The organism is Shewanella sp. FJAT-52076 (assembly GCF_019457455.1).
Lineage (GTDB): Bacteria > Pseudomonadota > Gammaproteobacteria > Enterobacterales > Shewanellaceae > Shewanella > Shewanella zhangzhouensis.
Genome location: NZ_CP080415.1, coordinates 2,520,552 through 2,532,388, shown reverse-complemented (window position 1 = coordinate 2,532,388; position 11,837 = coordinate 2,520,552). Strand labels below are relative to the sequence as shown.

11 protein-coding genes are annotated in these 11,837 nt (G+C 54.6%); 4 read left to right on the top strand and 7 right to left on the bottom strand.

What is annotated here, in order from left to right; translation table 11 throughout:
• The first annotated feature begins 53 nt into the window (after positions 1-53).
• On the top strand, positions 54-1,067 hold the full coding sequence (gene sohB, locus K0H79_RS10985; protein WP_220075820.1) for a protease SohB: 1,014 nt from the start codon (positions 54-56) through the stop codon (positions 1,065-1,067).
• Positions 1,068-1,222: 155 nt separating this feature from the next.
• A complete protein-coding gene (locus tag K0H79_RS10980) occupies positions 1,223-2,281 on the top strand; it encodes an AraC family transcriptional regulator (protein ID WP_220075819.1) in 1,059 nt (352 codons plus the stop codon).
• Here the strand turns inward: K0H79_RS10980 and K0H79_RS10975 are convergent.
• The 5 genes from K0H79_RS10975 to K0H79_RS10955 all read right to left on the bottom strand — a co-directional run bounded on the left by K0H79_RS10975 (position 2,232) and on the right by K0H79_RS10955 (position 8,420).
• Positions 2,232-3,425 (bottom strand): SO2930 family diheme c-type cytochrome, encoded by a 1,194-nt coding sequence (locus tag K0H79_RS10975; RefSeq protein ID WP_220075818.1) that lies wholly within the window; start codon positions 3,423-3,425, stop codon positions 2,232-2,234. The two genes, K0H79_RS10980 and K0H79_RS10975, sit on opposite strands and share 50 nt — an antisense overlap.
• Before the next feature lie 47 nt (positions 3,426-3,472).
• Positions 3,473-6,121: a parallel beta-helix domain-containing protein gene (locus K0H79_RS10970; protein WP_220075817.1), complete on the bottom strand. Its 2,649-nt coding sequence runs from the start codon at positions 6,119-6,121 to the stop codon at positions 3,473-3,475.
• A gap of 189 nt (positions 6,122-6,310) precedes the next feature.
• Positions 6,311-7,156 (bottom strand): D-hexose-6-phosphate mutarotase, encoded by an 846-nt coding sequence (locus tag K0H79_RS10965; RefSeq protein ID WP_220075816.1) that lies wholly within the window; start codon positions 7,154-7,156, stop codon positions 6,311-6,313.
• A gap of 198 nt (positions 7,157-7,354) precedes the next feature.
• The gene (locus K0H79_RS10960; protein WP_220075815.1) at positions 7,355-7,915 is read right to left on the bottom strand and encodes a VOC family protein; all 561 of its coding nucleotides are present in this window, start codon (positions 7,913-7,915) and stop codon (positions 7,355-7,357) included.
• A gap of 7 nt (positions 7,916-7,922) precedes the next feature.
• Positions 7,923-8,420 (bottom strand): murein L,D-transpeptidase family protein, encoded by a 498-nt coding sequence (locus K0H79_RS10955; protein ID WP_220075813.1) that lies wholly within the window; start codon positions 8,418-8,420, stop codon positions 7,923-7,925.
• Between the two features lie 165 nt (positions 8,421-8,585).
• Here K0H79_RS10955 and K0H79_RS10950 point away from each other — a divergent pair, with 165 nt between their 5' ends.
• Both K0H79_RS10950 and K0H79_RS10945 read left to right on the top strand, forming a co-directional pair.
• Entirely contained in the window at positions 8,586-9,422 is an 837-nt protein-coding gene (locus K0H79_RS10950) for an ion transporter (protein ID WP_220075812.1), read from the top strand.
• 11 nt (positions 9,423-9,433) lie between these two features.
• Positions 9,434-10,951 carry an MATE family efflux transporter gene (locus tag K0H79_RS10945; protein WP_220075811.1) on the top strand — a complete coding sequence of 506 codons (1,518 nt, stop codon included), beginning with the start codon at positions 9,434-9,436 and terminating at the stop codon, positions 10,949-10,951.
• A 114-nt stretch (positions 10,952-11,065) separates the two neighbouring features.
• Here K0H79_RS10945 and K0H79_RS10940 read toward each other — a convergent pair whose 3' ends face one another.
• Together K0H79_RS10940 and K0H79_RS10935 are read right to left on the bottom strand one after the other, a co-directional pair.
• Positions 11,066-11,299, bottom strand: coding sequence for a DUF2986 domain-containing protein (locus K0H79_RS10940; RefSeq protein WP_220064854.1), 234 nt, complete (start codon positions 11,297-11,299; stop codon positions 11,066-11,068).
• 69 nt (positions 11,300-11,368) lie between these two features.
• Positions 11,369-11,806: a hypothetical protein gene (locus K0H79_RS10935; protein WP_220064853.1), complete on the bottom strand. Its 438-nt coding sequence runs from the start codon at positions 11,804-11,806 to the stop codon at positions 11,369-11,371.
• Positions 11,807-11,837 lie beyond the last annotated feature (31 nt).

Here is an 11,837-nt window from a genome sequence, read left to right as displayed (position 1 = left end):
TTTTATGCTCGCCCGGCCAGGTTGCCGGGTGTTGGGATGCTTTGGAGCGGAATTTGGAATTTTTATACGAATACGGGCTGTTTCTTGCCAAGGCGGTGACAGTGGTCGCGGCCATCGGCGCCATACTGGTGATGGTGTTCGCCGGTGCGACCCGTGGTAAGGGTGATAAAGGCGAACTGGTACTGACCAATGTCACTGAAGAACTCGATCATTTAAAGACTCACCTTAAACACGAACTGCTTGATAAGAAAGCTTTTAAGGCGTATGAAAAAGCCCAGAAAGCCGAGGCCAAAGAGGCTGAAAAGCAGGATACGCCCAAGCCCAGAACCTTTGTACTGGATTTTAAAGGCAGTATCGATGCCCACGAAGTTGCCTCTTTGCGGGAAGAAATCAGCGCCATACTGACCATTGCCGAAAAAGGCGATGAGGTGCTGCTTAACGTCGAGAGCGGTGGTGGCATGGTACATGGTTACGGTCTTGCGGCCAGCCAGCTCGACAGATTGCGCCAGGCAGACATCCCACTGACTGCCTGTATCGACAAAGTGGCGGCCAGTGGCGGCTACATGATGGCCTGCGTGGCCAATCGCATCTATGCCGCACCCTTTGCTATTGTGGGCTCAATCGGTGTGGTGGCTCAGCTGCCAAACTTCAACCGCTTGCTGAAAAAGCACGATATCGATTACGAGCAGCACACCGCCGGGGACTTTAAGCGCACCCTGACGCTGTTTGGCGAGAACACTGAAGAGGGCAGACAGAAGTTTCGCGAAGAGCTGGAAGAGACCCATCAGCTGTTCAAGGCGTTCGTATCCAAGTATCGCCCTGAGCTTGATCTGGACAAGGTTGCCACCGGTGAGCACTGGTATGGACAGCAGGCCCTGGATTTGGGGCTGGTGGACAGCATCAGTACCAGCGACGACCTGATGTTGACAGCGGCCAAAGACCGAACCCTGATTAAATTGCGTTATCAGCCGCGCAAGAAGCTTGCCGATAAGCTGGCCCACAGTGCTGCGCTGACTGTCAGCACCTTTTTTGGCAAGCTGGCGGAAAAGAATAAACCGCTGCCATAAATTCCAGTGCATGTTGTATATATTAAAAGCCTGCTTTTGCAGGCTTTTTTGTGCGCCTATTTCCGCTGAACGCCCTAATGTAACTCTCTGTAACCGGGGTTTTCTTCCTTCAGCAAATGGTATACAACTGGGCGTTGGGGGAATATCAGTCAATCATGAACATGTCGTTATCAAATTACCGTGCCGGTGCCATGGTGGGGGATCAGGGCTATCCTGCCTGGGAGCTGTTGCAGATCCTGTCAGCCATTGGGCGGCTTTTTGGCAAGCAGGCCCACAGCGATGTGTGTGCCCGCCTTGGTGTGGCCCCTGAGGTGCTTGGCCATATTACTCTGGTACCCGTGTGGCAGGTCGATGGCGCTATGGAGGCTCTTTGTGCCCTCACTGATGACCGGGAAATCGGTATGCGGGCTGCGGCGGATTATCGCGTCAGTGAGCTTGGGTTTCTTAAAGGTCATCTTGCACGCTGCCAGACCCTGGCGGACTGCTTTTACTTGCTGAATGACAATCCGGAATGGGCCGGCACCATGAATGACAGTCTGTTGACCCTGACAGACGGCAAGCTCAGGGTTCGCTGGATAAATACCCTGAGGATCCCGGATATCCAGTTTCATTGCCACTTTCTCCACAGTTTGGGCGCCCTGGTGGTACTCGGGCGAGAGCTTTGTGGTCAGGCTTTCCCCCTGGGCAGCATTGCCCTGACAGAGACTTCCCACCCCTGCGCTTTTATTGAATCACTGTGCGGCGTTACCCCATCGTTCGGTGCACCTTTTTGCGAATGGACTGTGGATGCAGGTGTGCTGGCGCTGCCCGTGACCTATGCCTTCAGCGACGAAGAGCGCCGAGAACCCGAGCTGATACAGCCAAGCTATATCTATCAGGTGTTGCAGCAACTTAAGATTTCCATGCCCGTACTGCCCACACTCAATGAATTGGCGGCGCGTTTGGGCACCAGTGAGCGAACCCTCAGGCGAAAACTGGCTGAAAATGGCTGTAGTTTTCAGCTGCTGCGGGATAAGGTGCGCAGTCAGGCGGCCATTGCATTAATCATTGAAGGCCGCCTGAGCGCTGAGGACATCGCGGAATCCCTCGGCTTTACCGATGTCAGCCATTTCCGGGCCAGTTTCAAACATTGGTTGGGAGCGCCGCCGGGTAAGTTTCAGCGGCTTATTGGCAGTTACCCACCGACGGAGCCATCAAGTCTATCCAGTGACTGATCTGCGTTACGGCTTCACTGTGAACCAAGGCGCGTCCCAGCGGTGGCATGCGGTCTTTGGCTGCTGACAACGTCTGGCGGTAGACCAGTATCGAGTGGTCACCATTGCCCGGCACTATGTCGTAGGAGAGCCCACGCTCACCACCATCCCAGCCGGGCGGCTGTTTACAAATTCCGTACTGATAGCTGTGATGATCGGTTTCAAACCCGAGCCTGAGTCCCGACACGCTGGCAAAGCCGTCGGCCTTGTGGCAATGGGCACAGTTCACATCGAGATAGCCTTTCACCCGTGCGGTAAGGTTTTGCTGCTCATCCCCAATGGCAAAGGTCTGTGGCAGTGACTCGAGCTCACCCAGCCCAGTGAGCAGCCCCTGGGATGCAAACCATGTCAGCTGGTTCATTGGCTCACCATCAACGGTAATGGGTTTGTTCAGCAGCAGCGGTTTGGGACCTATGGGCGCTATGGTGGTCAGGCCTTCCTGGGCGCTTTGATGGCAAATTTTGCACTCGGCACGACTTGGCACGTGATAGGTGAAAGTCAGTGTGTCATTTGCACTGTTTATGCTGTGGCTTACATCGGCACCGGTTTCGGCAAGGTACGCCTCATCGCCATCCCACAAATAGGGCAGCGCCGTCCAGCCGCTCTCACGGTGGATAAGGAGCCGGGTCTCTATTAGCCGGGCAGCGGATGCATTGGTGTCCGAGGTATCTGCAGGCAATAAAAAGCTTTTTACTAACACAGTGCCTATCGGCAACGACACGGAGTTTCCCGCCAATACCATGGGCGTGTTTTCGGGTAAGAACAGGAAGCGGCGCTTAATGGCATAGTCGGTAAAAAGCTCAGTGGCCAGCTGGTAGGCTACACCTGGCGCGTGAGGTGCCTGAGTCGGGTCGCGGCTGTCGCTGAAAAGTCGGTAATCAGACAAGCGCGCGCAGTTTGTGCCCATCAGGGCGTCACGATTGATGCTGCCCTCACTGTTATCGCACACAGAGGTGGCGGGGGGCGGAGTGACTACTATGGGTGGCGGCGCTGTAGGCGGGGTGCTGTCACCTTCACCACCACAGGCGGTGAGCGCCAAAAGCAAGAGTAATGGCAGTCGTCGTGGCTGCAATAACAGCGCAGGTGTTAATCCGGGATTTGGCATTTGGGGTACCTGTAGAGAAAAGGCCGGGTTTCCCCGGCCTTGTGTCATCAGTTGGAGCAGGCTGCCGCTGGCAGGCGTTTTATCCATTCATGGATAAGGGCGACGCCTTCTTCATGGGCGAGGCTTCGCCCAATCTCTGGCATGCGATCCCCGGGCTCAGTGCTCGCCATCCTGAAATGCATGATGGAGCTTTCCGGTTTGGTGGGCACCACGTCATACCCCAGGCTGCCGCCACCGTAGGCCACCGGCTGCTTACAGGTGCCGTGGGAGAAGCCATTGTCATCGCCATAACCGCGCCAGTACTCAAGCTTGAGCCCTGTGTTGGAGGCATTACCTTCGGGGCGGTGGCAGTGGGCACAGTTAATGTCCAGATACCCCTTGGCGGTTTGCATCAGGCTGGCATCGTCCAGGCCGGCGAGACCGGCTTCATCACCATCGTTAAAGGCAGGGACTTTGGGCACGCTGGACAGTTCCGGCAGGCCTTCCAATATACCGGCGCTCTGCCAACGGCTGAGCTGGTTCACTGTGGCGTCGGCATAGGCAAAGTCACCGTTGAGGAAACGCGCCTTCGGTCCTATGGGCACAAAGCGTGGGAACTCGTCGCCTTCGGCCTTGAACTGGTGACACTGCTTACACTGGTTGATAGAGGGCACCACATAGTCAAAGGTTTTGGCTTCGCCCTTGTGCATCACTGTCTTGGCCTGAATGGCGCCGGGTTTGGTGAGCACAGCATCGCTCTTTTGGGCATTCCACACATAGGGCAGGGCGGTCCAGCCGCTGGCACGCTTGATGAGCAGGCGGGTTTCAATCAAATCCTCATTGGCGATGCCGCGCTTGCTGGTGTCAGCTGGCAGGGCAAAGGTTTTGGAGATGACGGTACCCACAGGGAAATCAAAGGCTTCATTTTCACTGTATTGGGCCTTGGTACCATCCGGCGTAAACACAAAACGGTATTTGCTGGCGTAGTCGGTGAAGAGCTGGGTGTTCAACTCATAGGGCATGCCGCCATTGGCATTTTGAGTGGGGTCGGTTTCATCGGCAAACAGCCCATAGTCAGACAGCTTGGGACAGTTGGCCTTGGCCAGGGCATTCCAGTTAACGCCGGATGCCGTGCTGTCGCACAGTGCCTGGTCACCATCGCCAATGATGCCGCCGTCACCGTCGCCTATGGTGCCGCCACCGCCAATCAGATTGCCACCATCGCAGCCTGCGGTATCGTCATCCACCCCACAACCGAAAATTTGCTCGCCAAAGGTCACAGTGTGCACCGGCAGGCTCACCTGGGAACATTTGAGCAGATTGGTTTGGGTTTTCTCGTACAGCACATCGGCAATGCTCATGTCGGTATTGCTGTTGCTGTAGAGCTGCCCCATGCTGACATCGCCGTTGTTTTGCATACACACGTTGTCACTGCCATCGGCGGCGAAGGGCATTTCCCTGAGCCCCAGATAGGCGGCTGTGCCATTGTTGGCGAGCAGTTCACCCAGACCATCATAGAGGATGCCGGGCATGGCGCCGTGGGTTAACACGTAAGCGTTGATGATGTCGGTGATGAGGTAGCCGTTGGGCTTGGCGCCGTAGCCGCTAATCTCGTTGTCATGCACGTAGATATTACGGGGCACAGGGCGCCAGCCGTCTTCGATGGACTGACCGGGCTGGCCGTAGTTGGCAACAAAGTCGCTGATTTCGGGCTCGGCAATGAAGAAGCTCGATACCGTCAGGCCAAGGGTGTCGTGATTGGTGATTTGGTTGTTGAAAATCTCCACGTCGTTGGTGGAGAGAATAATCACCCCGGTACCGGGTGGCACTATGTGCACCCCGGCAGGATTGGCCGAGGCATTGGCAAAGTTGTGGGTATTGTTGTCGTAGACCTTGTTGTCAAAAATCCTGACGCTGGAGCCGTATCTGTGGTTATTGATGGGCAGGTCAAACACCAGAATACCGCCGGTGTTGCCCATGGCCTCGTTGTTGTACACGTCGGCGTAGCGGCTGTTTTCAATCTCGATACCGGCCACGTTTTCTTTGGCGATGTTATTGCGCACAACGATATATTCCGATTGACCAACGTAAATCCCGGCATCGGCGCTGCCACGCACATAGCTGTCTTCAATCAGGATGTTTTCGCACTCTACCGGGTAGAGACCATAGGCACCGTTGTCTTTATCCAGTGCACCTTCCCAAACGGCGCCCACTTTGCGCAGTATGATGCCGTTGGTGTTTTTCAGCTTAATGCCGTTGTTTTTGGCTTCATAAACAGACAGATCCGCAATGGTGATCTGCATGGCGTTTTGTACAAAGATGCCGTCGCCTGAGTTGGCATTGGCAAAGTCCAGCACGGTTTCATCCATGCCATAACCCATGATGGTGACGTTTTTGGCAAAGGCACCGTCACCGTCCACATCACCGTCAAACAGCAGGGTAGACTGGATCTCAAAGCGGCCCTTTGGCAGCACTATTACATCGCCGCTCTGGGCGTTAATCAGGGCTTCCTGAATGCGGGTTGTCAGGTTGTCACCGGCCTCAATCATGATGGCGCCTTCAGGGAAGCTTGGCCCCCCTGAGGTTGGCGGTGTGACAACCGGGGGCTGTGGCGTTGGTGCGGTGTCTTCGCTGTCAGAAAAACAGCCCCCCAGTTGCAATGCCACGGCCAGAGCGACTGCTGATGGCAGCCAGTGCTTTCGAGTCTTGTTGTGCATGAGTGTTCCTCGTTATTGTTATATATCTGTTAAGAAACCTTGCACGAACGTACATATTAGGCAATGAGAAATCCGGCCAACCTGCTTGGTGTTGACTTGGCGTGCCGACAAGAGAAGAAGTTCAGGCAATAAAAAACGCGCACAGGGCGCGTTTTTGGGGATAGGGCTTGGTTCACGGCCAATGGCGACTCAGCGCCATCGAATATGGGTCGTGAGGGTATGGGTTTGACCTGGGGCCAGCTCTACGTTGTCTTCCAGTACATTGGTGGCTTCCAGACACACCATGGTGAGGTAGTCTTCATCCCTGAAGCGAGCCAAACGTTGTGACTTATCAATCCAGGGGTTCCAGAGTACCGCTGATTGGCTGTGCTCACGACTGACCTCTATCACACCGTCCGGTGTATGCAGGGTCTGGCAGGGGCCAAGGTCGGTGTAAACTCTGTCAGTTTCACGGTCGAACCTGACCTCATCGCCTTCCTGGGCATAGGGCCCTTCACCGAACTCAATGTACTTGGCGCCGCTGAACCCCTTGGCACTGAGCGCGTGTATATCCTTGATGGGGAAATAGCTGTGCAGCGCCTGAGTGAGGCTGACATGGCTGTCGCCCAGGTTGCGGTTCACCAAAGAAACGCTCAGGGTCTCTGTGAGGCGAAAATGCACCTCCACCTCGGTGTTATGGGGCCAGAATTGGCGGTCGTCCGCCGCAATCTCTAATCCGAATACCAGTTCGACAGCTTCATTGTGAATATGGCTGTGCTTGAGATGCCACAGACGGGTGCGGGCAAAGCCGTGCTGGGGAAACTCCGGATTAGTGTGCATGCCAAACCAGGGCCAGCACACGGGCACCCCTCCGCGAATACCGCTGCCGGGGAGGTAATCATCGGCTTCAGAAACCCAAAGCAAAGGCGGTTTCCCGGTGGGTTGAAAGAAGTCTATCTGAGCGCCCTGCAGAAAAATTCGCGCCTTGCAAAGTGCGGTACTGACTTCAATGTAATCGAGTCCCTGGGGATGTTTTTTACTGCTTACCGACGCCATGGATGACTTCCTCCATTTAGCTGTAAAGGCGTGGACGGGGCCACGCAGAATATGAAATTGCCGCCTACTTTACCCAAGAACCTCGGCTCTGATAAACCGCTTCAGGCACTATTTGGCGGTTTTGTCTGTTCGCCAGACAAAACACTGCCAGAATAATCATGTTCTTAGATATGAAGCATTGACCCGTTAACGCCAGCGTTAAGCCTGCTCGCTGGCAACGATGGTTTCGATTCCATGGGGGTGGACTTTCACCGTTAGTCCATCGAGTCCAAAGGCCAGGGTAGGGTTGGGTAAACGTTCGGCTTCTCCCTGAGGCGAGCTGCGCTTGACCTTAAAGGGGCTATCACCGGCCAGCACGGCAGCTATTGCGGGTACTTTGGCGATAAGCGCCTGCTCAAGTGTGTCACAGTCGGTGGCATCGCAGGGCAACACCAACTCTATGTGCTCCCAGCCTTCGTTGGGGTACTGCTTGCTGCCAGGGTAGGGCAGTTCGATGCAGGGCACAGTAAAGGGCCCGAGGTTTAGCGGGGTGTTGAGCTTAATAATCAGAATGGGGCGCCCATTAATCATATTGTTGCTGATGATATCGCCCAGATTGCCAAAGCCATCGGTGAGCTTCTCGGCGGCGTCCGGGGTATTGACTCTCAGTGATGCATGGTCGCACTCAAGCTTAAGTTCAGTTAAGCCCAGTTTATCAACCAAGGTGAGTATGCGGGTCTCAAAGTCGGACCAGCTGTTTAACAAGGATTCCAGTTGCATCCTTACCTCAGGGCCAGATTTCGATAGGAGTGCCGGGGTCAATCAGTTGCCACAGCTCATCCATGTCTCTGTTGGTGACGGCGATACAACCATTGGTCCAGTTGTACTTTTGCGCTTCTTCCGCGCTCAGGGGCGATTTGGGGTCCTGACCGTGGATCATAATGGCGCCGCCGGGACTGATGCCAAGTGCCTTGGCGCGCAGTATGTCTTCGTCGTTGGGATAAGAGATGTGAATTGAGCGGTAATAGGCGCTGTCGGCTTTTTTAAAGTCCAGCAGGTAGCGGCCCTGAGGTGTGCGCTGATCGCCTTCCTTGAGCTTGTGCCCTTTGGGGTTATCGCCCATGGCTATGCGATAACTCTTGATGAGCTCACCGCGGTAAAACACCTGCATCTGTGCTTCTGCTTTGTTGACCACCACCAGGTCCACCTTCTGGCCCGGTTTAATTGCATTTGCCTGCACACTGGCACTGACCAGCAGCAATAACACCAACAGATGACGAAACATGAAATCCCCAATCCAACATTATTCTACGCACAGGACGTGCTGATTTGGATTCTACCCAAGGCTGCGGCGGCTGAAAACAGCAGTGAGAATTGTTTTTGAGCCTGAGGGATTGCCATGGCACACTGTGGGGCGATTCAGACCCATTCCAAGGACTTCAGGGAACCCATGAGCCAACCCCAGGCCGATGCTGAGAGTGAACTCAAGAAAAAACTCAGGATAATCATTTTTGGCACAGATACGCCGGCGGGCCGCTGGTTCGATTTGGCGCTTATCCTGTGCATCATTGCCAGTGTGACCCTGGTGTTGCTGGATACAGTTTCCAGCATCAACGCCCGCTGGGGCGGGCTTATCCATGTGCTTGAGTGGATTTTCACGGTTATTTTTACCCTGGAATATGGCCTCAGGATTTATTGCAGCGCCCATCGCTGGCAGTACGCCCGCAGTTTTTACGGCATAGTGGATCTCTTGTCCGTGTTGCCAAGTTATCTCGCGCTCTTTTTCCCGGGCGCCAACTTCACCCTCATTATCCGGGTGCTCAGACTGTTCAGAATATTCAGGGTACTCAAGCTCTTAAGATACTTAAGTGAAGGGAATCTGCTGCTCAAGGCCATGATGCAGTCCAGTCGCAAGGTGTTTCTGTTTTTCTTCTCGGTCAGCCTTATCATCATGGTGCTCAGCGCCATCATGTATATGGTTGAAGGCCCCGAAAACGGTTTTTCATCCATTCCCAAGTCCATTTACTGGACCATAGTGACCATAACTACTGTGGGTTATGGTGATATCACGCCCAAGACCGAATTGGGCCAGGCCATTGCGGCACTGACCATGCTGATAGGTTACTCGATTATTGCCATTCCCACGGGTATTCTCACCGCGGAAATTTCTCAGGAAATAGGCCGTCATAGGGACCTTAGACGTTGCAGTAACTGTTTGAAAACCGGACACGATCAAGACGCTGAATACTGCAATAAGTGTGGCAGCGAGCTGCAAAAAGAGCCGTAACAGGACCCATAATGACCCAAGCAAAATTTGTTGAAGGGCCGATACTGCGCCACATTCTGGTGATGAGTTCCACCGCAGCGGTGGGCATTTCGGCGCTGTTTTTGGTAGACTTGCTGGATATCTTCTTTCTGAGTTTGCTCGGGGAAGCAGAGCTTGCTGCGGCCGTTGGCTACGCAGGTACCATTTCGTTTTTTACCACCTCCATCGGCATCGGTTTGTCCATAGCGCTGGGAGCACAGGTGTCCCGTGCTATTGGCGCCCGGGAAATCGACAACGCCAAACGGCTGCTGATGAGCTCGCTTCTGGTGACTCTGGCAGTCTCCTCCCTGGTGTCGCTCTTGGTGTCGCTGAATATCCCCGCACTGCTGACATTGGTCGGCGCCACCGGGCACACGGCTGAGCTTGCCGCGGACTACCTCGATATTCTGGTTCCCTCGCTGCCCTTTATCTGCCTTGCCATGGCCCTCGGCGCTGCGCTCAGAGCGGTAGGGGACGCCAAGCTCTCCATGGTGTCAACTCTGGTGGGTGGCGGCGTGAATCTGGTGCTCGACCCCATATTGATTTTTGTGCTCGCCATGGGCATTGAAGGGGCGGCGGTAGCTTCTGTGCTGGCGCGTTTATCTGTGATGTTGGTGGCCGGGCGCGGTGTGTTTGTTAAACACGGGCTTGGCAGTAAACCCACACTCGATGCCTTTGTTGGCGATTTGAAGCCCATTTTCGCCATTGCCGGACCGGCCATGCTCACCAACGTGGCCACCCCCATCGGGAACGGCTTTATGACCCGCGCCATCGCCGAATTTGGTGACGCCTACGTGGCGGGGTGGGCCGTCATTGGGCGTCTTACCCCTGTTGCGTTCGGGATGATATTTGCGCTCTCAGGCGCCATTGGCCCCATCGTTGGACAAAATTTTGGTGCCCGGCGCTACGACAGGCTCAGGGATTGTTTAACCCAATCGCTGCTGTTTTGTACTGCCTATGTGGTGGGTATGGCGCTGGTGTTGTTTCTGGCCCAGGATATGATTGTCAGGGCCTTTGACCTTAAAGGTGATTCGGCGGAATTTATCGGTTTTTTCCTTACCTACATAGCGGTGTTCTTCGTGTTCTCCGGGGCGCTCTTTGTTGCCAACGCATCATTCAACAACCTGGGTAAAGCCAAGTACTCCACTGTGTTTAATGTGGGCAAGGCAACTCTGGGCACCTTGCCCTTTATCTGGCTTGGCGCCCAATACGGCGGCGTGTACGGGGTGCTAATCGGGCAGGTGTTGGGGTCAGTGCTGTTTGGTGTGGCAGGCGTCTATACCGCGTACCGCCTGGTGGCCTCTTTTGAGAGTGACAGTGACGCCACAAAGGACGCCGCAGACGAAGAGGTGGTACCTGCCAGCAACAGCCCCTTGTCGTCGTCCTTCGTGCAGATGGCGACCCATACCGAAGAGAAGGATTGCATGGGCGCACAGGAGGCGACGGAGTTTTTGGTTAAGCCTGAGACCTGCCCATCTGATGTGGGCGCAGTGCCAAAAGATAAGGGTTGATAGCCCGTGTAAAGGCGTAAATGGAATTAAAAAAGGCTCTGCGAAAGAGCCTTTTTTATTCGGTGAAATGCTGGGCTTCAATCCCGTCCGCCATCATGCGAGCCGGGCATTGATTCAGTTGCCTGTATCGGCGGCAATGTCAGCAACGTCGGCACCAATCTCCATTTCACTGCTCGATGCGTCAGCAAGCTTTGCTTCAGTTGCCTGTGCTTCTGCTTCCAGTTTGGCGCGCTCGGCTTTGGAGATATATCTGTCTTTTGCTGCACCTGCGTTGGGCTTTTCTTTCTTGTTTTCTCTGGCCTTGGTGCGTTTGGCCATCTTCTTAATCAGTGCCTGTCTTCTGTTCATATTAAGCTCCGCGCAATCGAGCGGCGAATACTACCCAAGCAGCGCCGAAAATGCCACTGCTGTGGCGTGTTAACCCTGTCTTCCAAAGCGCTGCCTGTCTTCATCGGTGGCGCCTTCGGTACATTCTCCGCGAATTTCGGCTCTGTCTGCCTGTATGAGACGGCTGATTTCTATGCTGCCTTCACGGCAAAAGCCCGACATGGCAAGGGTTCGCTTCAGCCCCAGTTCGATTTGTTCTGTCCATTCGGTTAAATCAGGGCCAGACGAGCGCTTTCGTCGCTCGCGGCCAGTCAATTCCAGAGGTTGCATGGTTATTGGCGCCGTCACACGGGTATTGCTGACACTGTAAGTAAAGAGCTTCAGGCCATTATCGGCAATGCTGGTGGTCAGTTTGTCGCGAATAACGCCTTCATATTTTGCCTCTGGCTCCACATCGGGATCAGTGGATGCTGCGCAACCTGTGAGCAACAATGCCCAGAATACGAAGGCGCCGGTTTTAAATAACACGGTTTTAATTCCCCAAAAATCGGTGATAATC